A 24,085-nucleotide genomic window follows, 5' to 3' on the forward strand; every position below is an offset into this window, starting at 1 on the left:
TGATTTCCGTCGTGTGTCAGGTCAAAGGGTATCCGGTGTCGGAGGGTGTTGCCGTCCGCCCTGTGAACAGGGCCCCGGGTACCGTGATCACACCCTGCCCCGCCGGCAGTCCCGCCATCAGTCCCGTCACCACCCGGAGGACTCGCCGTGTCCTGGACCCCGCCTTCGAGACCCTCGCGCAGGACCGTGCTCGCCGGTGCGGCCGGCGCGGCCGGTGCCGCGCTGCTGACCGGGTGCTCCGACGACCGCGCTTCCGACGCCGACGTCACGATTCCACTCGAACGGCGGATGCGGGAGACAGCCGTTCGTGACAGTACGCGACTGCTGGAACGTTACGACGCCACCGCGACCGCCCATCCGGCCCTGGCCGCGCGGCTCGCTCCGCTGCGGGCCGCCGTCGCCGCCCACGCCGCGGCGCTGTCCCTCACCTCGGCCGCGCCGTCGCCCTCCCCCTCCCGGTCCGGCGGTACGGGGGCCGCCGCGCCCGCGGCGAGCGGCGGGCCCGTGCCGCCGAAGCCCGAGGAGGCGCTGACCGAGCTCGCGGACGCCGAGCGCGGCCTGTCCGAATCGCGGACCATCGACCTGGCCGGGGCCCCCGGCGAGCTGGCCCGGCTGCTGGCCTCGGTCGCCGCCTGCGGCGCCGTCCACGCGTACCTGCTGACCTCGAACCCCGGAGCCACCTCGTGAAGCCCGAACCCTCCCCCGCCGGCCGGGCCCTGGAGGCCGCCCAGGCCGCGCTCGCCGCGGAGCACGCGGCCGCGTACGGCTACGGGGTGATCGGTGCCCGGACCACCGGCAAGCGTGCGACGGAGGCCCGCGAGTCGTACGGCGGCCACCTCGCGCGGCGGGACGTGCTGGCCCGGACCGTACGGGAGCTGGGTGGCGTGCCCCGGCCCGCGGAGGCCGCGTACGTCCTGCCGTTCGAGGTGCGCGGCCCGGCCGAAGCGGAGCGCCTGGCCGCCGAGATCGAGGACCGGGTGGCCGGCGCGTACTCCGATCTGGTGCGTGCCGCGGAGGGTCCGCTGCGGCGGGAGGCGGCCGACGCGCTGAGCGCGGCGGCAGTGCGCGCGGCACGCTGGCGTGGTGTCGGCGTAGCCTTCCCTGGGCTCACGGAACGCGCTGACGAGGCGCAACGGGCCCAGCACAGCTGAAAGGGACCACGCACGCATGGCTTTCGAACCGCCGCAGCGGCTTGTACGGGCGCTCGGCGAGATGCCGGAGACGGCGCAGGACACGGACTGGCTGGGGCAGTTGCCCCGACTCACCGAGGCCGCGCTGTCCCGGCGCGGGGTGGCGGCCCGTCGGGTGCAGGCCCCGGGTGGCCGCAGCAGTCTGGTGGTGCTCGTCACGTACGCCGACGGAACCCCGGCCGCACTGAAGCTGGCGCCCCCGCACGCCCGGCCCGACCGCGAGCTGGCCGCGCTGGCCCACTGGGGCGGTTTCGGGGCGGTACGGGTCCTCGACACGCGGCACCACGACGACGACGGGGCGCTGCTGCTGGAGCGGCTGCACCCGGAGGTGTCGCTGCGGTCGCTGCCGGAGGCGAAGGCCCTGCTGGAGGCGAGCGGCACGCTGCGCAGACTGTGGGTGGCGCCCCCGGCGGCCGGGCACGGCTGGGAGACGGTGGCGGAGCGCACCGCATGGCAGTCCGCGGCCCTGCGGGCGGCCCCGGCGGAGACCCGGGCGCTGGCGGACGCGGCGCTGGCGGTGCGGGCGGAGCTGGTGGCGGCCCCGCCGGAGGAGCTGCTGCTGCACGGGAACTTCCGGCAGGGCAAGGTGCTGGCGGGCGAGCGGGCCCCGTGGTTGACGGTGGGCCCCGATCCGCTGGTCGGCGAGCGGGCGTACGACCTGGCGCGGCTGGTCCGGGACCGGCTGGAGGACCAGGTGGCCTCCTCGGCGGGGGCGGCGGGGGCCCGGCGACGGGTGAACAAGCTGGCGGACGCACTGGAGGTGGACCGGGAGCGGCTGCGGGGCTGGACGCTGTTCCGGGCGGTGGAGTCGGGCAACCGCGCGCTGGCCGCGGGGCGGCGCAGGGACGCGGAACTGCTCCTGGAGTTCGCGGCCTGGTTGTAGGGCATACCGTAGATATCGAGGTATGTCCGGCAGGGGGCCGTCATGGTCGAAGAACTGCTGACAGCGGCGATCGCCACGGGTGCGGCCGCCGTGGTCTACGTGGGCGCCGCGGCCCGGGTGGTGAAGCAGTACGAGCGGGGCCTGGTCTTCCGCTTCGGCAGGCTGCGCGAGGAGGTCCGCGGGCCCGGCTTCACGACGATCGTCCCGTTCGTGGATCGGCTCCGTAAGGTCAACATGCAGATCGTGACGCTGCCGGTGCCCGCGCAGGAGGGCATCACCCGGGACAACGTCACGGTGCGGGTGGACGCGGTCGTGTACTTCAAGGTCGTCGACCCGGCGAGCGCGATCGTGGCGGTGGAGGACTACCGATTCGCCGTCTCGCAGATGGCACAGACCTCGCTGCGGTCGATCATCGGCAAGTCCGACCTGGACGATCTGCTGTCCAACCGGGAGATGCTCAACCAAGGGCTGGAGCTGATGATCGACAGCCCGGCGGTCGGCTGGGGCGTGCAGATCGACCGGGTCGAGATCAAGGACGTCTCGCTGCCGGAGACGATGAAGCGGTCGATGGCCCGGCAGGCGGAGGCGGACCGGGAGCGCCGGGCGCGCGTGATCAACGCGGACGCGGAGCTGCAGGCCTCGCACAAGCTCGCCGAGGCGGCGGAGGTCATGTCGGAGCAGCCGGCGGCGCTGCAGTTGCGCCTGCTGCACACGATCGTGGCGGTCGCCGCCGAGAAGAACTCCACGCTGGTGCTGCCTTTCCCGGTGGAGCTGTTGCGCTTTCTCGAGCGCGCGGTTCCACCGCCGGCGGCGGCGCCCGCGCGGGAGGAACCGGCCCCGGCCGGCCCGGCTTCCGAAGGCCCCGGGCCGGCCGAGGTCGCCGACGCGCATGCCGCCGTGCTCGACCCGGCCGCCGCCGCGGACGCGCTCGACGGCGCGGCGGACGGCCTGATGCTGGACGCGGCCCCACCGCAGGAGGAGCGGGACGGGCTGCGCGACTAGGCCGTCTCTTCCGGATCTTGCCGGGCCGGCGACGCCCGGCACCGCACCCGGCCGCGTTGTCGGGGCGACCGAGTACGTCCGGTACACGGGCGCCCCTCCGCCTTGCCGGGCACGGCACCGGACGCCGCGGGCTCGGCCGACACGATCCGGAAGAGACGGCCTGGTGCTGTGACCGGGGAGGTTCACCGGGTCGCGACGCCCGGCACGGCACCAGGTCGTCTCCCCCGCCCCGCCCTTTCGCCGTTTCCCGGGCGCTGCCCGGACCCCGCGCCTCGAAGGCCGGCAAGGCTGAAATCGCGCCCCGCGCAATCCGGCCTCGCGCGGTCGGTGCTACGGCGTCAGGCGGGACAGGGCTTCCGTCAGGGGGAGTTCCTCGCGGGTGCCCGTGGCTCGGTCCTGGAGTTCGACCACGCCGTCGGCGGAGCGGCGGCCGGCCACCAGGATCCACGGCACGCCGATCAGTTCCGCGTCCGTGAGCTTCACGCCGGGCGACAGGCCGGGCCGGTCGTCCAGCAGGACCCGCAGTCCCGCCGCGGCCAGGGCCGTCGCCGCCTCCTCCGCCAGCGCGAGCGGAACCGCCTTGCCCGCCGCCACCACGTGGACGTCGGCCGGGGCCACCGCCGCGGGCCAGCACAGACCGCGCTCGTCCGCCGTCTGCTCGGCCAGCGCCGCCACCGCACGGGAGACGCCGATGCCGTACGAGCCCATCGTGACCCGGACCGGCTTGCCCTCGCGGCCCAGCACGTCCAGCCCGAAGGCGTCCGCGTACTTGCGGCCCAGTTGGAAGATGTGCCCGATCTCGATCGCCCGGTCGAGCTTCAGCCCCGCACCGCAGGACGGGCAGGGGTCGCCCGGCTCCACGACCACCACGTCCAGGTACCGGTCCACCTCGAAGTCCCGCCCGCAGACGACGTTCCGGGCGTGCGTGTCCGCCCGGTTGGCCCCCGTCACCCATGAAGTGCCGGGCGCGACGCGGGGGTCGGCCAGGTAGCGGACCTTGTCCAGACCCTGCGGGCCCACGTAGCCGCGTACCAGGTCCGGGCGGCCCTCGAAGTCCTCGGCCGTCACCAACTCCACGACGGCGGGGGCCAGATGCTCGCCGAGCTTGCCGAGGTCCACCTCACGGTCGCCCGGCACACCCACGGCCGTGATCTCCCCGTCGACCTTGACCAGGAGGTTCTTGAGCGTCGCGGAGGCGGGTACGCCCAGGTGCGCGGCCAGGGTCTCGATCGTCGGGGTGTCCGGGGTGTCCACCTCCTCCAGCGCCGGGTGTTCGGCCGACACCGGGGCCAGGGCGAAGGTCACGGCCTCCGTGTTCGCCGCGTAGTCGCAGGACGGGCAGTCCGCGAAGGTGTCCTCGCCCGCCTCGGCCGGAGCCAGGAACTCCTCGGACGCCGAGCCGCCCATCGCGCCCGAGACGGCCGACACGATCCGGTGGTCCAGGCCGAGCCGCTCGAAGATGCGGACGTACGCCTCGCGGTGGAGCCGGTAGGACTCCGCCAGCCCCTCGTCGGACACGTCGAAGGAGTAGGAGTCCTTCATCTGGAACTCGCGCCCGCGCAGCACCCCGGACCGGGGCCGCGCCTCGTCGCGGTACTTGGTCTGGATCTGGTAGAGCATGACCGGCAGGTCCTTGTAGGAGGTGCACTGGTCCTTCACGACGAGGGTGAAGATCTCCTCGTGGGTGGGCCCGAGCAGGTAGTCCGCGCCCTTGCGGTCCTTCAGCCGGAACAGCAGGTCGCCGTACTCCGACCAGCGTCCGCTGACCTCGTACGGCTCCTTCGGCAGCAGGGCCGGGAGCAGCACCTCCTGGGCCCCGATCGCGTCCATCTCCTCGCGGACGACGCGCGAGACGTTGTCCAGGACCCGCTTGCCGAGCGGCAGCCACGTCCACACCCCGGCGGAGCTGCGCCGGACGTAGCCGGCGCGGACCAGGAGCCGGTGGCTGAGGGTTTCGGCGTCGGCCGGGTCCTCGCGGAGGGTCTTGGCCATGAGGCGGGACATGCGCTGTACGTGGTGCGTAGACATGTCGGGAGATTACCGGGGGCCCGGCGGCCCGCGGTACCGGTTTCAGCGCCTGGTCAGCGGCAGGGTGGCGCCCATGACCGCGTACGGCAGGCTCGCGCTCGGGAAGTGGACCTGGCGGGCGAGGTCGGTGTAGCCGAGGGCGCGGTAGAGGCCGCGTGCGGGGCTCTCGGTGTCGATGGCGGAGAGGATCGAGCGGGGCTCGGCCGCGTCGTCCGTGATGGTGGTGATCAGGGCGCGGCCGACGCCGTGGCCCTGGAAGCCGGGGTGGACGTGCAGTTCGGTGATCACGAAGGAGCCGTCGAGCCAGTCCTCGTGGCCGCCGGCGCGCAGGTAGGGCTCGACGATGGTGGACCACCAGTGGGTGCGGTCGTTCGGCATCCCGTAGACGAATCCGGTGAGCGCCCCGTCCTCGGCGAACGCCCCGAGGGCGCGGGCGCCGCGGCAGGTCATGTGGCGCTGGACGATGTAGCGCCGGATGCCGACCTCCTCCTCGCTGAGGCCGAAGGCGACGGCCTGCACGCGCAGGGCCTCGTCCACGCGGGCGGCGAGGTCGAGGGGAGCGATTCGGACTCCGGAAGGCAGCATGCGGCGACCTTACTTCGCGGTACGGGGCTGCCGGAATGCCACCGCCGGGGTCAGTGGCCCGCCGCCGGGATCGGGTGCGGCCGGGTGTCGGAGCCGGGTCTCAGAAGAGGACGCTCATGAACGCGCCGACCTCGCGGAAGCCGACGCGGTGGTAGGCCGCACGGGCGGCGGTGTTGAAATCGTTCACGTAGAGGCTGACGACGGGGGCGACGTCGCGCAGCGCGTAGGCGACGACGGCGGCCATCCCGGTCTCCGAGTGGCCGAGGCCGCGGAAGTCGGGGTCCACCCACACGCCCTGGATCTGGCAGGCGCGGGCGGTGGCGGCGCCGATCTCGGCCTTGAAGACGACCTTGCCGTCGTCGACGCGGGCGAAGGAGCGGCCACCGGCGACGAGCTCGGCGACGCGGGCCTGGTAGAGCAACCCGCCGTCACCGGCCATCGGTGAGATGCCGACCTCCTCGGTGAACATGGCCACGCAGGCGGGCATGATCAGCTCCATCTCGTCCTTGCGGATCCGGCGGACCTGCGGGTCGGCCTCGACCGTGGTGGACGGGCGCTCGATAACCATGAGCGGCTGGTGGGAGCGGACCTCGCGGGCCGGGCCCCAGCTGGGCTCCAGGAGCTGCCACAGCAGTCGGGTGGCCTCGGCGGGGCCGACGATGGAGGAGCAGCGGCGGCCGGTGCGGCGGGCCCGGTCGGCGAAGGCGCGTACGGCGTCGGGTCCGGCGCAGACGGGGACCAGATTGGCGCCCGCGTAGCACAGCGAGCGGAGCTCGCCGTCGGCGTACCAACCCCACATCTCGCCGCCCAGGCGCCAGGGGTCGAGTCCGGCGACCTGGACCCGGGAGGTGACGAAGGCGTTCTCGACCGGCTCGCGTCCGAGGATTTCCATCGCGGCGTCGAGATCACTGGGCTCAAGGACCCGGGTGGTGGTCTGCGTCAACACTGGGGCCTCACCATGCAAGTCTGCTGATCTCCGCACTGTACCCGGCGGCGCCCGGGGATGCCGCGTCCGAGGTCACGAAAGAGCCCCGGCCCGCCCCCGAACTGCGGGAACGGCACCGGGGCGCCTTATGGTGCGGGATCTCTCGGAGCGATCAGACGCCGATGGCGACGGTGGGCTCGCCGCTCATCACGCCGTCCTTCTCCATCTGCTCGGCGATCTTCATGGCCTCTTCGATGAGGGTCTCCACGATCCTCGACTCGGGCACGGTCTTGATGACCTCGCCCTTCACGAAGATCTGGCCCTTGCCGTTGCCGGAGGCGACACCGAGGTCGGCCTCGCGGGCCTCGCCCGGGCCGTTGACGACGCAGCCCATGACCGCGACGCGCAGCGGGACCTCCATGCCCTCCAGGCCCGCCGTGACCTCCTCGGCCAGCTTGTAGACGTCGACCTGGGCGCGGCCGCAGGACGGGCAGGAGACGATCTCCAGGCGGCGCGGCTTGAGGTTCAGCGACTCCAGGATCTGGATGCCGACCTTGACCTCCTCCGCCGGCGGGGCGGAGAGGGAGACGCGGATGGTGTCGCCGATGCCCTCGGAGAGCAGCGCGCCGAAGGCGACGGCGGACTTGATGGTGCCCTGGAAGGCGGGGCCGGCCTCGGTGACGCCCAGGTGCAGCGGGTAGTCGCAGGCGGCGGCGAGCTGGCGGTAGGCGTTGACCATGACGACCGGGTCGTTGTGCTTGACCGAGATCTTGATGTCGCCGAAGCCGTGCTCCTCGAAGAGGGAGGCCTCCCACAGTGCGGACTCGACCAGCGCCTCGGGGGTGGCCTTGCCGTACTTCTTGAGAAGGCGGGCGTCGAGCGAGCCGGCGTTCACACCGATGCGGATCGGGGTGCGCGTCTCGTTCGCGGCCTTCGCGATCTCCTTGACCTTGTCGTCGAACTGCTTGATGTTGCCCGGGTTCACCCGGACCGCGGCGCAGCCGGCGTCGATCGCGGCGAACACGTACTTGGGCTGGAAGTGGATGTCGGCGATGACCGGGATCTGCGACTTCTTGGCGATCACGGCGAGCGCGTCGGCGTCGTCCTGCGTCGGGCACGCCACGCGGACGATGTCGCAGCCGGAGGCCGTGAGCTCGGCGATCTGCTGGAGCGTCGCCCCGATGTCGGAGGTCCTGGTCGTCGTCATCGACTGCACGGAGATCTGTGCGTCGCCGCCGACGGCCACCTTGCCGACCTGGATCTTGCGGCTGACCCTGCGGTCGGCAAGCTTCGTCGGCACGGCCGGCATTCCGAGAGAGATGGCAGTCATCTGCTGTGCAACCCCAAGGTGTGGATCAAGGTCCCGAGATCGGCGGGCTCCAGGCTTCGAGATTACGCCAACCACGGCGCGGCCCGTGCATCCGAGGGGTGTGCCACCCGAACGTAGGGAGCCGAGCACGATCCGTGCCCGGCTCCCGTGGTGCTGGGGTAGAGCCCCCGCAAACTAGGTGATCTTGATCGGGTTCACCACGTCCGCGACCATCACCAGCAGGGTGAAGCAGATGAACAGACCCGCGACCACGTACGCGACGGGCATCAGCTTCGCCACGTCGAACGGGCCGGGGTCGGGGCGCCGGAAGACCCGGGCGACGGTGCGCCGGAGCGATTCCCACAGGGCGCCGGCGATGTGCCCGCCGTCGAGCGGGAGCAGCGGCAGCATGTTGAACAGGAACAGCGAGAGGTTGAAGCCGGCCAGCAGGTTGAGGAAGAAGACCAGCTGGTGCTGGGCGGGGATGTCGAGCGTGAAGATCTCACCGCTGACCCGCGCCGCGCCGACGACGCCCATCGGGCTGTCCTGCTTGCGCTCGGCCCCGTTGAAGGCCGCGTTCCACAGGTCCGGGACCTTGGAGGGAAGTGCGACCAGCGACTCCACGCCGGCCTGCATCATCTCGCCCATGCGGTCGACGGACTGGCCGAAGGACTGCGGGACGTAGCCGGAGGCGGGGGCGAAACCGAGGAAGCCCGCGGTGACGTACTCGTCCTTGACGTACCGGCCGCTGCCGTCCGTCTTGGCGACCTTGTTCTCGATGAGGTTCGCCTTGAGGTCGATCCGCTCGCCGGCCCGCTCCACGGTGATCGTGGCGGGTCCGACGGTGGCGCGGATGTCCTTCTGCAGGGCGGACCAGTCGCCGACCGCACGGCCGTCGAAGGCGACGATCTTGTCGCCCGCCTTCAGGCCCGCCGCCTTGGCGGGGGCGGCCGGGTCCGCGGGGGCGCACTTGTCGCGCTTCTCGCTCTGCTGGATGACGCAGTCCGAGACGGTGGCGACCGAGGTGGTCTGGGTGTTGAGCCCGAAGGTCATCAGGGTCGTGAGGAAGATCGCCACGGCCAGGACGAGGTTCATGAACGGCCCGGCGAACATCACGATCACGCGCTTCCACGGCTTGCGCGTGTAGAAGAGCCGGTCGTCGTCCCCGGGCTGGAGCTCCTCGTACGCGGCCGAGCGCGCGTCCTCGATCATCGACCGGAACGGCGAGGTGGAGCGGGCGGTGACCTTGCCGTCCTCGCCGGGCGGGAACATCCCGATCATGCGGATGTAGCCGCCCATGGGGATGGCCTTGATCCCGTACTCGGTCTCGCCCTTCCTTCGCGACCAGACGGTCGGCCCGAAGCCCACCATGTACTGCGGCACGCGAATGCCGAAGATCTTGGCCGTGGAGAGGTGCCCCAGCTCGTGCCAGGCGATGGAGACCAGCAGGCCGACCGCGAAGACCACGACCCCGAGCACCGTCATCAGTAGTGTCATGCGCGCGCCTCCGCGGCGGCCCGAGCCGCCATCTCCCGCGCCCGGGCCCTGGCCCAGGCCTCTGCTTCTAGGACGTCCTGGACCGTCAGGGAGGTTCCCGACTCAGGTGTCCCGTGCTCATCGACCACGGCAGAGACCGTATCCATGATTGCTGTGAACGGCAGCCGACCTGCCAGGAATGCTTCCACGCACTCCTCGTTGGCCGCGTTGAAGACGGCCGGGGCGGTGCCGCCGAGGGTGCCCACGTGCCGGGCGAGGCCCACCGAGGGGAAGGCCTCGGTGTCCAGCGGGAAGAACTCCCAGGTGGACGCCTTGGTCCAGTCGAAGGCGGGGGCCGCGTCCGGGACCCGCTGGGGCCAACCGAGGCCGATCGCGATGGGGCCGCCCATGTCCGGCGGGGTGGCCTGGGCGAGCGTGGAACCGTCGGTGAACTCCACCATCGAGTGCACGTAGGACTGCGGATGGACCACGACCTCGATGCGGTCGAAGGGGATGTCGTAGAGCAGGTGCGCCTCGATGACCTCCAGTCCCTTGTTGACCAGGGTCGCGGAGTTGACGGTGATCACCGGGCCCATGGCCCAGGTGGGGTGGGCGAGCGCGTCCGCGACGGTGACCTTTGCCAGCTCGGCGCGGGTGCGGCCGCGGAAGGGGCCGCCGGAGGCGGTCACCACGAGCTTGCGGACGTCGGCCCGGGTGCCGGCGGCGAGCGCCTGGAAGAGCGCGGCGTGCTCGGAGTCCACGGGGATGATCTGGCCGGGCTTCGCGAGGGCCTTGACCAGCGGGCCGCCGACGATCAGCGACTCCTTGTTGGCCAGGGCCAGGGTCCGGCCCGCCCGCAGTGCGGCGAGGGTCGGCGCGAGGCCGATGGAACCGGTGATTCCGTTGAGGACGGTGTGGCACTCGGAGGCGGCGAGTTCGGCCGCGGCGTCCGGACCGGCCAGGATCTCGGGCAGCGGCTCGGCACCGTACTGGGCGCTCAGCGCCTCTTTCAGGGCCGGTACGACGTCCTCGCGGGCCACGGCCACGGTCTGGACCCGCAGCTGCCGGGCCTGCTCGGCCAGCAGCTCCACCCGCCCTCCGGCGGCGGACAGCGCGGTGACCTTGAACCGGTCCGGGTTGCGCAGGGCGAGGTCGATGGCCTGGGTCCCGATGGACCCGGTGGACCCGAGGATGACGATGTCCCGGAGGCCGGCCGCGGGGTCGAAGAGGAGGTGCGGGTCGGCGAGGGGGGCTGGGCGGTCGCTCATGCCCCCCATTGTTGCCGCAAGTCACGAGCGGCCGGACACGGAGCCCCCTTCCGTTACCCGCAGAAGCAGGTGCGGGAGCGTTCCGGCGAACTCCGGGAGCGTACGGGCCACGTTCCACCAGGCTTCGGGGTCCTCGTCGAGGGCGAGGGCCAGCAGCTGGTCGGCCTCGGCGTGGGAGGCGAGGACGGCCGCGGGGCGGTCGTGCCGGTCGGGATGGTCCACGTCGCCCAGCCAGTGGTCCTGGTCCAGGGCCCAGCAGGCGGGAAGCTTGTGCCGGATCACGTCGTGGCCGGTGAGCAGGCCGCGGTCGAGGCAGTCGCGCACCCAGCGGATGTCCTCCCGGACGCTGTCCATCGGCACGGCGAGGCTGGTCAGGGCCAGCTCGCGCTCCACGCCCCCGTAGGGTTCGCCGGCCGTCGGCGTCAGGTGGCGTACGGCGCGCACGAGGTCGGGGCCGGGCTCACCCGCGTCGACCGCCTCGGGCACGGTGCCGTCGACGAGGGCGGCGACCAGCTCGGGCAGCGGGCCCCGGTGGCCGGGGGCGTGCCGCAGCAGTTCCGCCCACAGGCGGGGGTCGTCCCCCAGCGGGCGCAGGGCCCGCAGGACGGCGCTCTGCATGCCGGCCTGTTCGGGCAGGGTCCAGCGCAGGCCGTCGGTGTCGGGGAGGCGGGCGAGCAGCAGGGTCCGGTACGCGGGGGCGATGTGGGTGACGAGTTCCTCGTGGGTGACCCGGCCCATCCGCACGGCGCGGACGGCGGGTCGGTGCCAGGAGCGCCCGTCCGACGGACCCGCCGGGGCGGCCAGGAAGGCGTGGACGGTCTCCAGCGGCAGATCGGCGACGAGCAGCAGGGCCTCGACCGAGCCGGTCGGCAGCGGCTCGCGCAGGTGCTCGGCGAGCAGCTGCTCCGGGTCCGGGTGGTGGGGCAGCGCCAGGATGTCCAGGGGGACCCGCGGGCCGCGCCGGCCGTGCCGGCGCAGCAGGCCGACGAGCTCGGCCGTGTCGAGCGGTTCCTCGGCGGGGTCCCTGCCGAGCTCGGCGCGGAGCACCGGCAGGCGTTCGGGGGGTGTGCGGCGGCGGGCGTAGCGGGCGGGTCCGGGCAGGCCGGGCAGCGGCCGGCCCACGACCCGGGGGTTGCGCGCGATGAAGGTCCGGTCGGCCGGGCCGCCGTGGCGCAGCAGCAGGGTGACCGTCCCGGCCGACAGCCATTCGTCCCGGCACAGGTATTTGCGGGTGGGGTCGTCCAGCCTGCCGATCATGTCGGTGACGACGTGGTCCGGTGCGTGGCGCAGCAGGTGCGCCACGCACCAGGCCAGCCGTCGGCTGGTGCGGTCTTCCTCGGCCGTCGACATCGTTCTCGTCCGCCTCGCGCTGTGCTCGTACGCGTACCAGTACTCGTACTCATCCTCGTACGTCTGTCCGACGTCCGGCGATGATCGCAGGTCAGCGGATGGGGCGGTGGGCGTTTTTCTGGGTCGAGGGTCCGGGTGTCGCGTCCGCGATCCAGGGGCCGTCGCCGGAGGGGTCGAGGACGCCCTCCTCCAGCCAGGCGTAGGTGCCGGACAGCACGCCCGCGACCACCTTGCGGTCGAGGTCGTCGGTGTTGGACCAGAGCCGGCCGAAGAGTTCCTCGACGCGCAGCCGGGACTGCTCGCAGAAGGCGTCGGCCAGCTGGTAGGCCTCGCGGCCGTGGGCGCCGGTGGCGCGCAGGTGCTCGGCGCGGACGCAGGCCGCGCTCATCGCGAAGAGTTCGGCGCCGATGTCGACGATCCGGCCGAGGAAGCCCTGCTTGGTCTCCATCCGGCCCTGCCAGCGGGACATGGCGTAGAAGGTGGAGCGGGCGAGTTTGCGTGCGCTGCGTTCCACGTAGCGCAGGTGGGTGGAGAGGTCGGGGTGGCCGCCCGGGTGGAAGGCGCGGTAGGTGCCGGGTACCTGGCCGGGGCCGGTGGCGAGCTTGGGCAGCCAGCGGGCGTAGAACCCGGCGGCGCGGGCTCCGGCCTTGGCCTTGTCCCCGAGCGCCTTCTCCGGGTCGATGAGGTCGCCCGCCACCGAGAGGTGGGCGTCGACGGCTTCGCGGGCGATCAGCAGGTGCATGATCTCGGTGGAGCCCTCGAAGATCCGGTTGATGCGCAGGTCACGGAGCATCTGCTCGGCGGGGACGGCGCGTTCGCCGCGGGCGGCGAGGGACTCGGCGGTCTCGAAGCCGCGCCCGCCGCGGATCTGGACGAGTTCGTCGGCCATCAGGCAGGCCATCTCGGAGCCGTAGAGCTTGGCGAGGGCGGCCTCGATGCGGATGTCGTTGCGGTCCTCGTCGGCCATCTGGGAGGCGAGGTCGACGACCGCTTCGAGGGCGAAGGTGGTGGCGGCGATGAAGGAGATCTTCGCGCCGACCGCCTCGTGCTTCGCGACGGGCCGGCCCCACTGCTCGCGGACGCCGGACCACTCGCGGGCGATCTTCAGGCACCATTTGCCGGCGCCGACGCACATGGCGGGCAGGGACAGCCGGCCGGTGTTGAGCGTGGTCAGGGCGATCTTGAGCCCGGCACCCTCGGCGCCGATGCGCTGGGCCGCGGGGACCCGGACCCGGTGGAAGCGGGTGACGCCGTTCTCCAGGCCGCGCAGGCCCATGAAGGCGTTGCGGTGCTCGACGGTGATGCCCGGCGAGTCCGCCTCGACGACGAAGGCGGTGATCCCGCCGCGGTGGTTGTCGGACTTCGGTACGCGGGCCATCACGACGAGGAGGTCCGCGACGACCCCGTTGGTCGTCCACAGCTTCACCCCGTCGAGCACGTAGTCGTCCCCGTCCGGGACCGCCATGGTCGCCAGGCGCGCCGGGTCGGAGCCCACGTCGGGCTCGGTGAGCAGGAAGGCGCTGATGGCGGTGGTGGCGCAGCGGGGCAGGTAGGCGTCCTTCTGCTCCTGCGTGCCGAACATCTTCAGCGGCTGGGGCACGCCGATCGACTGGTGCGCGGAGAGCAGGGCCCCGATGGCCGGGCTGACCGAGCCGACGAGGGCCAGTGCCTTGTTGTAGTAGACCTGGGTGAGACCGAGCCCGCCGTACTTGGGGTCGATCTTCATGCCGAGGGCGCCGAGTTCCTTGAGGCCGCGCACGGTCTCGTCGGGGATCTTGGCCTCGCGCTCGATGAGGGCCCCGTCGATCGAGGTCTCGCAGAACTCCCGCAGCCGGGCCAGGAAGGCCTCGCCCCGCCGGACGTCCTCGTCGGCGGGCAGCGGATGGGGGTGGATCAGGTCGAGCCGGAAGCGCCCCAGGAAGAGTTCCTTGGCGAAACTGGGCTTGCGCCAGTCCTGTTCCCGGGCCGCCTCCGCGACCTGCCGGGCCTCGCGCTCGGTCACCTTGGGCTGTGCGGGCTGTGTTGCGGACATGCGGGGACTCACCTCGCCGCCGAAGTCGGTTCACCGGATTACCAGCCGGTGCTACTTGTGAGTCGTACCCCGTCCGGCCCCGCCGGAAAAGCCGGGACGGTCCGATCGGGGGAACCGGCGGCCGCGGCTGCCGCACGCGTCGGTCCGGGCACCGGGCCCGGGCCGGAAAAGGGGGACGGCCGGAGCCCCCGCACAGTGGGCTCCGGCCGTCGGCTTTCGGGCGGTACGAGATCAGATGTCGAGGCCGGTCAGGACCAGGACCCGCTCGTACGTGTAGTCGTCCATCGCGTAGCGGACGCCCTCGCGGCCCACACCGGACTGCTTGACGCCGCCGTACGGCATCTGGTCGGCGCGGTAGGACGGCGCGTCGCCGATGATCACACCGCCGACCTCGAGCTCGCGGTGGGCGCGGAACGCGGTCTGCACGTTGCGGGTGAAGACGCCGGTCTGCAGACCGAACTTCGAGTCGTTGACCGCGGCGAAGGCCTCGTCGACGTTCTCGACCTTCTTCAGCGTCAGGACCGGCCCGAAGACCTCCTCGGTGGCGAGCTTGACGCCGTCCGGCACGTGGGCCAGGACGGTGGGCTCGTACGAGGCACCCGCGCGCTTGCCACCGGTGAGCAGCTTGGCGCCGGCGGAGACGGCCTCGTCGACCCAGGACTCGACGCGCTCGGCGGCGGCCTGGGAGACCAGCGGGCCGACGTCGGTGGCGTCGTCGGTCGGGTCGCCGGTGACCTGCGCCTGGACCTTCTCGACGACCTTCTCGACGAGGCGGTCGTAGACGGAGGCGTCGGCGATCACGCGCTGCACGGAGATGCAGGACTGGCCGGCCTGGTAGTTCGAGAAGGTCGCGATGCGGGTCGCGGCCCAGTCGAGGTCGGCCTCGGAGGACCAGTCGTCCAGGACGACGGCCGCGGCGTTGCCGCCGAGCTCCAGGGTGCAGTGCTTGTGGGGCACCGACTGCTGGATGGCGTAGCCCACGGTGTCGGAACCGGTGAAGGAGATGACGGGCAGTCGCTCGTCCTTGACCAGGGCCGGCATCTTCTCGTTGGCGACCGGCAGGACCGACCAGGAGCCGGCCGGGAGGTCGGTCTCGGCGAGCAGCTCACCCAGGATCAGCCCGGAGAGGGGCGTGGCGGGGGCGGGCTTGAGGATGATCGGCGCGCCGACGGCGATGGCCGGGGCCACCTTGTGGGCGCACAGGTTCAGCGGGAAGTTGAACGGCGCGATGCCGAGGACCGGGCCCTTGACGAAGCGGCGGGTCAGCGCGAGGCGGCCGACACCACCGGCGTCGGTGTCCAGGCGCTGGGCCTCTCCGCCGTTGAAGCGGCGGGCCTCTTCGGCGGCGAAGCGGAACACGGACACCGCACGGCCGACCTCGCCGCGGGCCCACTTGACGGGCTTGCCGTTCTCGGCGGAGATCAGCTGGGCGATCTCTTCGGTGCGCTCGGCGAGCCGCTTGGACACGTGGTCCAGGGCGGCGGCGCGTACGTGGGCGGGGGTCGCGGAGAACTCCGCCGTCACGGCGTACGCCGCGGCCACGGCTTCTTCGACCTGCTCGTCGGTGGGCACGCTGACCGTGCCGACCAGGCGGCCGTCCCACGGGGAGTGGACGTCGAAGCTGTCCTCGCCGGTGGCCTGGCGGCCGGCGAGCCAGAAGGCGTGGGTGGAAGTCATGGCGAATCCCGGCCCTTCGAGAGTGTGCGGTGGGTCCTGACCCCTCCACCGTAGAACTCCGTCGGGGTTTCGGCGTTTGTCCCTCATGGAGCGGCGGGTCGTCGCGCTTCGCCGCTTTGTCACTGTCCGAACGCCGGACGGGCCTGCGCCGTCCTGCTTGCGCCGTCGTGCTTGCGCCGTCGTGCGGCCGGGGTCGGTTCGACGGGCGCGGTCGGTTCAGGACGGGTTCGCGGTGGCCTTGAGGGCGAGCCACAGCTCCATGCGCACGTCCGGGTCCTCCAGGGAGCGGCCGAGGATCTCCTCGACCCGCTTCATCCGGTAGCGCAGGGTGTGCCGGTGCACGCCGAGATCGGCGGCGGCCGCGTCCCACTGCCCGTGGCGGGAGAGCCAGGCCTGGAGCGAGGCCACCAGGTCACCGCGCCCGGTGGCGTCGTGCTCCCGCAGGGCGCGCAGGGTGCCGTCCGCGAAGGCCCGTACGGCGTCGTCGGCCAGCAGCGGCAGGACCGAGCCCGCCGCCATGTCCTCGTGCTCCACCATCGGCCGGCCACGGCGCCGGGCCACGGCGAGCGCCTGGTCGGCCTGCTTGAGGGCCGCCGCCACACCACCCGGTCCGGCCGGCGCGGACAGGCCGACCACCAGCTCGTCCGGCTCCGGTCCGGCCGTGTCCCGGCCGCGCCGCGCCTCCAGGACCTCGGCGTGGTCCACGCACGCCTGTACGGCCGAGCCCCCGTCGGCGGCCAGGACCACCAGCCGGCCCGCCTCCGGGACCACGAGCAGCGCCTCACCGGTCCGGGCCGCGGCCGACTCCACGGCGTCGGACAGCAGCGCCAAGCCCTCGGGTCGGGCGGTCCCCGCCAGGGCCGGCTCGGCCACGACGATCCGGAACGGTGCCTCCAGCAGGGCCCCGTACAGGTCCCCGGCCACGGACCGCGCATGGTCCGCCTCACCCGCGAGCAGCATCCGTAGCACCGCCGCCCCGAGCCGGGACTCGGCGTCGTGCAGGGAGCGCGAGCGCTCGGTGGTGAGGGTGAGCAGCGCGACGGCGGAGTGGACGGCGTACCGCTCGGCCGTGCCCAGCGGGGCCGCGGTACCGACGGCGAGCGCGCCGCGCGCCCGCCGGCCCGTACCGAGGGACTGGAGTTCGACGCGGTCCTCGGAGCCGCCGACCACGGCGCTCGCGGGCGCCGGGCGCTCGCGCAGCCGTTCCACGTCGGGGGTGAGCCGGGCGGCGCGGCGCGCGGCCCAGTCGGGTGCGGCCGCGACGACCGCGCCCGAGGTGTCGTAGAGGGCGGCCCAGCCGTGGACGTGCGCGGCCAGTTTCACCAGCAGTTCGGTGGGGCCGTCGACGGAGAGCGCGGCGCGCGTCAGCTCCCGCTGGGCCTCGAATCCGGCGGTCACGGCCCGGTACTGGTCCGCCGCCAGGGCCGCGGAGACGGCCTTGCTGATCGCCAGGAAGGGGGTCCGCCGGGGTACCTCCAGCAGCGGCATGTCCTCGGTCCGCGCGGCCTCGACCAGCGCCTCGGGGATCTCCTCGTAGTTGACCCCGATCGCGAAGCCGATGCCGACGACCCCGGCCGCGGCGAGGCGACGTACGTAGGCCCGCATCTCCTCGGGGTCCCCCGCGTCCAGCTTCATCGCGGTGATCAGGAGCAGCTCCCCGCCCTCCATGTAGGGGACGGGGTCGGCGAGCTCACTGACGTGGGCCCAGCGCACCGGGGTGTCGAGGCGGCCCTCCCCCGCCCGGACGCCGAGCTTGAGCGCCGAGTGCTGGACGAGTGAGGCGAGGGTGAGCGGCATCGGTTACCAGTGGCCTTAGCGGGAGGGGGCGACGGGGCGCAGGACGGCCGGCGGAAGGAGGGGGGCCCGCCGGCGGATTTCGCCGTGTCGTACGAACGACTCCCCTCGATTCTGCCACCTCGTACGGGTCGGGGTGCGGGTCAGGACGTGCCGGCCAGGCGGACCAGCAGCGGAGCCGCCCGTTCCCCGCGTACCGAGGTCAGCGACAGCACCGCGTGCCCCGGCGGCACGGCGTGCGCCAGGTCCGAGGCGGACCAGCGCTCGCGCTCCACCTGGCGCACGGTCACCGCGTCCGTGGTGACGGCCTTGCCGGTGACGAGCTTGCGGAAGGAGTGCATCAGGCGGGTGAGCGGCTGGTCGGCGAAGACGGTGCGGTGGGTGACGTCCCGCGTCTCCACCCACTCCGTGCCCCAGGCCTCGGCGAACCGCTTGCCGTCCCAGGTGGTGACTCCGGAGAAGGCCATCCGGCAGCCGACGGACCCGAGCAGCGGTGTGCGCAGTGCCTCCGGTACGTCGTCCAGCGTGCGCAGCGTGAGCAGCACGCCCGCGTGCGCCGAGCGCAGCCGCTGGACGCCCCGCACGGTTCCGGCGGTCAGGGTGTGGGAGGCGTCGTCGAAGGCGAGTAAGGCGAAGAGGGAGCGGTCGGTGCGGGCGGCCGCGGCGGCGTTGAACTGGGCGAGCAGCAGCCGGGCCAGCATCCGGGAGGCGTCGGCGTGCCCGCGCTCGGGCAGGTCCACGCGGACGCGGATCGGGTGCTCCAGGGCGCGCAGCGAGAACGGTCGGCCCTGGCCGGTGGTGTCGAAGAAGCCGGCGAAGGCGGGTCGGTCCAGCAGGGCCACCCGGTCGGCGAGGGCCGGGCCGGGGTCGGCGGGGGCGCCGTGCTGGCGGGCCCGGGCGTCGAGCTCGCGCAGCATGGCGTGCTGCCCGGCGAGGTCGCGGCGCAGGGCGTCGAAGGCGGTGGGGAGACCGTCGAGCAGCTCTCGCAGCTCGGGTACGGCCGGGAAGCGCTCGTACGCCGCGCGGAACGGGCCGAGGAGCTGGGCGAGGGCGGTGGCGGCCCGGCGTACGTCGATCCCGGGGACGTCTCCGACGAAGGCCTCGGCGAGCAGGGTGGCGGCCTCGTCGGGGTCGGTGGCGCCGCCGTAGAGGTCGAGGTCGTAGACGGAGGCGGGGTCGCCGACCCGGACCACGACGTCGAAGGCGGCGTCGGGGCCGAGCTGGGCGCCGGCGGCTCCGACGGCGACGACGGCGGCCTGGCCGGCGAGGGCCTGGAGCGAGAGCGACTCGACGACGGGCCGCACCAGCTGCCGGGTCTTGCCGGTGCCGGAGGGCCCGACGGCGAGCAGGGAGGTACCGAGCACGTCGGGGTCGAGGGCGAGGGCGGTGCCGCGGCGGGAGTAGGGGTTGCGGGTGCCGTCCTCCACGGTGCCGAGCAGCACCTGGCGGGCGAGCAGATCGTGCCGGGCGGCCCGCACGGGCAGGTCCCGGGCCCCGGACGGGTGCGCGCAGGCCCCGGCGCCCTTGTCGCGCACGGCGTCGGCGAAGGCCCGCATGCGCGAGGGGTCGACGCGCACGGAGTCCCACGCACGGCGGATCCGGGTGTAGTCGACGTCGTTCATCCGCCCGCCCCCGGCCTCCGCCTCCAACCGCTCGGCCACCTCCCCGAGCCCGGCCCCCCGCAACTGCGGCCACCGAGCGGGATCGTCCGGACCGCCCGCCTCGGGGCGGGCGGCGTCGGCGGGGTGCGCGGGCTGCACGGCGCGCAGGGCGCGGCTGCCGAGGAGTCGGCGGCCCAGTTCGGGCCAGCGGCCGAGACGCCCGAAGCCGATCAGCAGGACGGTGACGACGATGGCGTACCAGATGTAGGAGGCCACGACGGAGGGAAGCGTTCCGGCCCAGGAGTCCGGCGTGAACATGTAGAGGGGCCACAGCCAGAACGCACCGAGGTAGCCGTTCCACAGCAGGGACCAGAGCAGCAGCCCCGCGAGCAGCGAGATCAGGGCCCCGCTGATGAGTTGGCGGGTGGGTGTCTCCTCGGGCTCCTCGGCCGCACGCGGCACATGCCCGTAGGTCCATACGCCCGGCCCGTCCGAGGAGCGCGGGTGACGCAGCCAGTCGCCCAGCGTCGGGCCGGCCGTCGGCGTGTGCGAGGGCTTCGGGGGGAGGCTCGGGGTCGGCGGGGCGGCCGGTCTCGGGACGTGCCCGGCCCGGGGTGGGCGCGTCTCGTGCGTGCCGTCGGTGTCCATGAAACCCCTGCCCCCTGCCCGTGCCTGCGCTGCGTCGCTCAATGTAGTTGCCCGGCGCCGGCCGTGGGTCCGTACGCGCGCTCCTCTTCGCCGTGCCGTCCACAAGTCGCGTGCCCGCGTCCTTCCTATGGCCGTCACGGACAAGGACACGCGGTGATCACTACCGAACGGAGCATGCAGGACCACCGCTCCCGGGCCTAGCCTGCGGACAAAGAGACAAGTGCGTCCGAAAACACCCCCCAGGAGCCCTCTATGACCGCTGTTCCGCAGGAGCGCAAGATCGTCACCGCGATCCCCGGCCCGAAGTCGCAGGAGCTGCAGGCCCGCCGCCTGCAGACCGTGGCCGGTGGCGTGGGCTCCGTGCTGCCCGTCTTCACGGCCCGCGCGGGCGGCGGCATCATCGAGGACGTCGACGGCAACCGTCTGATCGACTTCGGCTCCGGCATCGCCGTGACCTCGGTCGGCGCCTCCGCCGAGGCCGTCGTGCGCCGCTCCTCCGCGCAGCTCGCCGACTTCACCCACACCTGTTTCATGGTCACCCCGTACGAGGGCTACGTGGAGGTCTGCGAGGCCCTCGCCGAGCTGACCCCGGGCACCCACGCGAAGAAGTCGGCCCTGTTCAACTCTGGCGCCGAGGCCGTCGAGAACGCCGTCAAGATCGCCCGTTCGTACACCAAGCGTCAGGCCGTCGTCGTCTTCGACCACGGCTACCACGGCCGTACGAACCTCACCATGGCGCTGACGGCGAAGAACATGCCGTACAAGCAGGGCTTCGGTCCGTTCGCCCCCGAGGTCTACCGCGTCCCGGTCGCCTACGGCTACCGCTGGCCCACCGGCGCCGAGAACTGCGGCCCCGAGGCCGCCGCCCAGGCGATCGACCAGATCACCAAGCAGATCGGCGCCGAGAACGTCGCCGCGATCATCATCGAGCCGGTCCTCGGCGAGGGCGGCTTCATCGAGCCGGCCAAGGGCTTCCTGCCCGCGCTCGTGAAGTTCGCCAACGACAACGGCATCGTCTTCGTCGCCGACGAGATCCAGTCCGGTTTCTGCCGCACCGGCCAGTGGTTCGCGTGCGAGGACGAGGGCATCGTCCCGGACCTGATCACCACCGCCAAGGGCATCGCGGGCGGTCTGCCGCTCGCCGCCGTGACGGGCCGCGCCGAGATCATGGACGCCGCGCACGCGGGTGGCCTGGGTGGCACCTACGGCGGTAACCCGGTGGCCTGCGCCGGTGCGCTCGGCTCCATCGAGACCATGAAGGAGCTCGACCTCAACGCCGCGGCGAAGAAGATCGAGTCCGTCATGAAGGCCCGCCTGACGGCCATGCAGGAGAAGTACGACATCATCGGCGACATCCGCGGCCGCGGCGCCATGATCGCGATCGAGCTGGTCAAGGACCCGGTCTCCAAGACCCCGTTCCCGGAGGCGGCCGGCGCGCTCGCCAAGGCCTGCCACGCGGAGGGCCTGCTCGTCCTCACCTGTGGCACCTACGGCAACGTGCTCCGCTTCCTCCCGCCGATCGTCATCGGCGAGGACCTGCTGAACGAGGGCCTGGACCTCATCGAGGCCGCGTTCGCGGCCATCGGCACGGCCATCTGATCGAACGGCTAGAACGTGCGCACGCAGCGACCGGCCCCTACCGCCGGTAACGGGCGGACGCTGTGAAGAAGCTGTGGGGGGCCGATGGCGGGAGCGCGTTCCTGCTGTCGGTCCCCCTTTCGCTGCCGTACGGTTTCTGCAGATGAGTGAGACACCCCGCTCCAGGGAAACCGGGGGCGACACCAGTACTGGGCTTCCCCAGCACCGTACTGGGCCTGCGTTCGCGCACACTCCTCACCGATCGGACGGCCGTTCGCCCCAAACCCCCCGGGGCGCCCGGCAACCCGATCCGGGCGGCCGTCCCGGAACCATCCCCCCTGTTCCGGGACGGCTGGCCACTCCTCTCCTGATCGCCGCGGTCTGCGGCCTCCTCTTCTCCCTGGTCACCTGGCAGGTGCTGGTCTCCGGCCCGCTGCTGGCCCCGGATCACGCGCTGAGCCGCGCGCTGGTGCGCACCGTCCCGGACTCGGTCACCGAGCGCCTCTCCGACCTCGGCAACATCCCGGTCGCCGTGCCCGTGCTCGCCTTGGCCATGGCCTACGCCGCCCGGCGCGGGCGGGCCCTGGCCGCCGGGGCCGCGGGCCTGGCGATGGCCCTGGTGCCGGCCCTGGTCATCCCGTTCAAGGAGTGGACCGCACGACCCGGCCCGCTGGAGCCCTGGGCCACCGGTTACTTCCCCTCGGGCCACACGGCCACCGCGGCCGTCGCCTACCTCGGCGCGGCCCTGCTCGTGCGCCCGTACACCCGCCGGGCATGGCCGACGGCCGTCGCCCTGGTCCTCACGGGGGCGACGGCCGTCGGCCTGATCCTGCGGGGGTGGCACTGGCCGCTGGACGTACTGGCCAGCCTGCTGATGTGCACTCCCCTGCTGCTCGGCGTGGCGTGGGCCGCCCGCGCCCGCCGGGGCGAGAAGGGCCGACCGGCTCAGCCGCCGAAGTAGGCGTCGAAGTTCCGGCTGAACTCCCAGCCGCCGAAGCGGTCCCAGTTGATCGACCAGGTCATCAGGCCGCGCAGGGCCGGCCAGGTGCCGTGGGTCGAGTAGCTCCCGCAGTCGGTCTTCTTCGTCAGGCAGTTCAGCGCCTTGGTCACCTCGACCGGTGAGGTGTGACCGTTGCCCGCGTTCGTCGTGGCCGGCAGGCCGATGGCGACCTGGTCCGGGCGCAGGGCGGGGAAAACGCGCGCGGTGTTCCCGGCGACCGGGAAGCCGGTGAGCAGCATGTCGGTCATGGCGATGTGGAAGTCCGCGCCGCCCATGGAGTGGTACTGGTTGTCGAGGCCCATGATCGAGCCCGAGTTGTAGTCCTGGACGTGGAGGAGCGTGAGGTCGTCGCGCAGGGCGTGGATGACCGGGAGGTACGCGCCGGCGCGCGGGTCCTGGCCGCCCCAGGGGCCGGAGCCGTAGTACTGGTAGCCCAGCTGGACGAAGAAGGTCTCCGGGGCCATGGTCAGGACGAAGTCCGGGCCGTACTTGGCCTTGAGGGTCTTCACGGCCGAGATGAGGTTCACGACCACCGGGGTGGTGGGCGCCCGGAAGTCGGTGTCCCCGGTGGCCAGGGACAGGGAGTGGCCCTCGAAGTCGATGTCCAGGCCGTCGAGGCCGTACTCGTCGATGATCTTGCTGACGGAGGAGACGAAGGTGTCCCGGGCGGCCGTGCTCGCGAGCTGGACCTGGCCGTTCTGGCCCCCGATAGAGATCAGCACCTTCTTGCCGGCCGCCTGCTTGGCCTTGACGGCCGCCTTGAACGCGGCCTCGGATTCGACGTTCGGGCACTCCGCGACCGGGCAGAGCCGGAAGCGGATGTCGCCCGAGGTCACCGAAGTGGGTTCGCCGAAGGCGAGGTTGATGACGTCCCAGGAGGCGGGTACGTCGGCCATCCGGACGTAGCCGGAGCCGTTGGCGAAGCTCGTGTGCAGGTAGCCGACGAGCGCGTGCGCGGGCAGACCACCGCCGCCGCCCCCACCACCGCCGGGCGTGGTCGCCGAGGCGGGCGCGCTCTGCGGACCGGCGCCCGCCGCGTTCACCGCGCTCACCCGGAAGGTGTAGGTGGTGGCTGCGGTGAGGCCGGTCACGGTGGCCGAGGCCGAAGTGACGGACAGCGGCGCCGCGCCGTCCCGGTGGACGGTGTACGAGGTGGCGTCGGGCACCGCCGACCAGGTCAGCGCGACCGAGGTCGACGAGGTGGCGGAGACGCTCAGGCCGGTGGGGGCGGCCGGGAGCTGGGGTCCGCCGGGGCCGCCGGGGTCCGGGCCGACCAGGGTGAGGTCGTCGGTGAGGTGGGCGCTCTGGCCGTACCAGCCGTGGGTCCAGACCGTCACCGAGGTGGTGGACGGGCCGGTGCGGAAGGTGGTCGTCAGCTGCTTCCACGCTCCGGGCGTCTGCGTCCAGGTCGACACGTCGGTGGTGCCGGTGCCGCTCGCGCCGAGGTAGACGTACGCGCCCTGCACCCACGCGCCGAGCGTGTACGTGGAGTCGGGCGCGACGGTGACGGTCTGGGAGCAGCGGGCGTTGTCCTGGCCGGCGGGAGTGGCCCGTAGGGCGGAACCTCCGCCGTGGACGGGCGCGCCGACGACGGCTCCGCTGCCGCCCGAGCAGCTCCAGCCGTCGAGGCCGGCCTCGAAGCCGCCGTTGCGTACGAGGTCGGCGTCGGCCGCCGCGGCCGGCGGGCCCGCGGCGAGGAAGCCGGCCACCGCGAGGGCGGCGGCCGTGAGGAGGGGTAG

18 protein-coding genes are annotated in these 24,085 nt (G+C 72.8%); 6 read left to right on the forward strand and 12 right to left on the reverse strand.

The window, feature by feature from the left end; all coding sequences use genetic code 11:
* Positions 1 to 147: 147 nt before the first annotated feature.
* From BCL76_RS23530 to BCL76_RS23545, 4 genes are read left to right on the forward strand one after another with little or no spacing between them, the layout of a single operon-like run.
* Positions 148 to 687, forward strand: a complete 540-nt coding sequence (locus tag BCL76_RS23530) for a hypothetical protein (RefSeq protein WP_109781425.1) — start codon at positions 148 to 150, stop codon at positions 685 to 687.
* Entirely contained in the window at positions 684 to 1,151 is a 468-nt protein-coding gene (locus BCL76_RS23535; RefSeq protein WP_258309864.1) for a ferritin-like domain-containing protein, read from the forward strand. The genes BCL76_RS23530 and BCL76_RS23535 overlap by 4 nt, the downstream gene beginning before the upstream one ends.
* 16 nt (positions 1,152 to 1,167) lie before the next feature.
* The gene (locus BCL76_RS23540) at positions 1,168 to 2,073 is read left to right on the forward strand and encodes an aminoglycoside phosphotransferase family protein (protein WP_109781427.1); all 906 of its coding nucleotides are present in this window, start codon (positions 1,168 to 1,170) and stop codon (positions 2,071 to 2,073) included.
* Between the two features lie 42 nt (positions 2,074 to 2,115).
* Complete coding sequence (locus BCL76_RS23545; RefSeq protein ID WP_258309865.1) at positions 2,116 to 3,075, forward strand: slipin family protein; 960 nt, start codon at positions 2,116 to 2,118, stop codon at positions 3,073 to 3,075.
* A 330-nt stretch (positions 3,076 to 3,405) separates the two neighbouring features.
* Here BCL76_RS23545 and BCL76_RS23555 read toward each other — a convergent pair whose 3' ends face one another.
* The 11 genes from BCL76_RS23555 to BCL76_RS23605 form a co-directional block, all read right to left on the reverse strand.
* Positions 3,406 to 5,103: a proline--tRNA ligase gene (locus tag BCL76_RS23555; protein ID WP_109781428.1), complete on the reverse strand. Its 1,698-nt coding sequence runs from the start codon at positions 5,101 to 5,103 to the stop codon at positions 3,406 to 3,408.
* A 42-nt stretch (positions 5,104 to 5,145) separates the two neighbouring features.
* Positions 5,146 to 5,688, reverse strand: a complete 543-nt coding sequence (locus BCL76_RS23560; RefSeq protein WP_181382686.1) for a GNAT family N-acetyltransferase — start codon at positions 5,686 to 5,688, stop codon at positions 5,146 to 5,148.
* 100 nt (positions 5,689 to 5,788) lie between these two features.
* A complete protein-coding gene (locus BCL76_RS23565) occupies positions 5,789 to 6,631 on the reverse strand; it encodes a GNAT family N-acetyltransferase (protein WP_109781429.1) in 843 nt (280 codons plus the stop codon).
* Positions 6,632 to 6,785: 154 nt separating this feature from the next.
* Positions 6,786 to 7,943, reverse strand: a complete 1,158-nt coding sequence (gene ispG, locus BCL76_RS23570) for a flavodoxin-dependent (E)-4-hydroxy-3-methylbut-2-enyl-diphosphate synthase (protein WP_109781430.1) — start codon at positions 7,941 to 7,943, stop codon at positions 6,786 to 6,788.
* A 174-nt stretch (positions 7,944 to 8,117) separates the two neighbouring features.
* The gene (locus BCL76_RS23575; RefSeq protein ID WP_109781431.1) at positions 8,118 to 9,419 is read right to left on the reverse strand and encodes a M50 family metallopeptidase; all 1,302 of its coding nucleotides are present in this window, start codon (positions 9,417 to 9,419) and stop codon (positions 8,118 to 8,120) included.
* Positions 9,416 to 10,666 (reverse strand): 1-deoxy-D-xylulose-5-phosphate reductoisomerase, encoded by a 1,251-nt coding sequence (dxr, locus tag BCL76_RS23580; RefSeq protein ID WP_109781647.1) that lies wholly within the window; start codon positions 10,664 to 10,666, stop codon positions 9,416 to 9,418. The genes BCL76_RS23575 and dxr overlap by 4 nt, the downstream gene beginning before the upstream one ends.
* A gap of 21 nt (positions 10,667 to 10,687) precedes the next feature.
* Complete coding sequence (locus BCL76_RS23585; protein ID WP_109781432.1) at positions 10,688 to 12,016, reverse strand: hypothetical protein; 1,329 nt, start codon at positions 12,014 to 12,016, stop codon at positions 10,688 to 10,690.
* 91 nt (positions 12,017 to 12,107) lie between these two features.
* Positions 12,108 to 14,048 (reverse strand): acyl-CoA dehydrogenase family protein, encoded by a 1,941-nt coding sequence (locus tag BCL76_RS23590; protein WP_109781433.1) that lies wholly within the window; start codon positions 14,046 to 14,048, stop codon positions 12,108 to 12,110.
* Between the two features lie 231 nt (positions 14,049 to 14,279).
* Complete coding sequence (locus tag BCL76_RS23595) at positions 14,280 to 15,725, reverse strand: aldehyde dehydrogenase family protein (RefSeq protein ID WP_109781434.1); 1,446 nt, start codon at positions 15,723 to 15,725, stop codon at positions 14,280 to 14,282.
* A gap of 216 nt (positions 15,726 to 15,941) precedes the next feature.
* A complete protein-coding gene (locus BCL76_RS23600) occupies positions 15,942 to 17,522 on the reverse strand; it encodes a PucR family transcriptional regulator (protein WP_109781435.1) in 1,581 nt (526 codons plus the stop codon).
* A 140-nt stretch (positions 17,523 to 17,662) separates the two neighbouring features.
* Entirely contained in the window at positions 17,663 to 19,768 is a 2,106-nt protein-coding gene (locus tag BCL76_RS23605; protein ID WP_109781436.1) for an ATP-binding protein, read from the reverse strand.
* A gap of 252 nt (positions 19,769 to 20,020) precedes the next feature.
* On the opposite strand from BCL76_RS23605, the gene gabT reads away from it, so the two are divergent.
* Both gabT and BCL76_RS23615 read left to right on the forward strand, forming a co-directional pair.
* Positions 20,021 to 21,367 (forward strand): 4-aminobutyrate--2-oxoglutarate transaminase, encoded by a 1,347-nt coding sequence (gabT, locus tag BCL76_RS23610; RefSeq protein WP_109781437.1) that lies wholly within the window; start codon positions 20,021 to 20,023, stop codon positions 21,365 to 21,367.
* A 394-nt stretch (positions 21,368 to 21,761) separates the two neighbouring features.
* Positions 21,762 to 22,307 carry a phosphatase PAP2 family protein gene (locus tag BCL76_RS23615; protein ID WP_309136864.1) on the forward strand — a complete coding sequence of 182 codons (546 nt, stop codon included), beginning with the start codon at positions 21,762 to 21,764 and terminating at the stop codon, positions 22,305 to 22,307.
* On the opposite strand, the gene BCL76_RS23620 is transcribed toward BCL76_RS23615, so the two are convergent.
* The gene (locus tag BCL76_RS23620) at positions 22,292 to 24,055 is read right to left on the reverse strand and encodes a chitinase (protein ID WP_375137964.1); all 1,764 of its coding nucleotides are present in this window, start codon (positions 24,053 to 24,055) and stop codon (positions 22,292 to 22,294) included. The two genes, BCL76_RS23615 and BCL76_RS23620, sit on opposite strands and share 16 nt — an antisense overlap.
* Positions 24,056 to 24,085: the final 30 nt, after the last annotated feature.

Source organism: Streptomyces sp. CG 926 (assembly GCF_003148825.1).
In the GTDB taxonomy this organism is placed as follows: Bacteria; Actinomycetota; Actinomycetes; order Streptomycetales; family Streptomycetaceae; genus Streptomyces.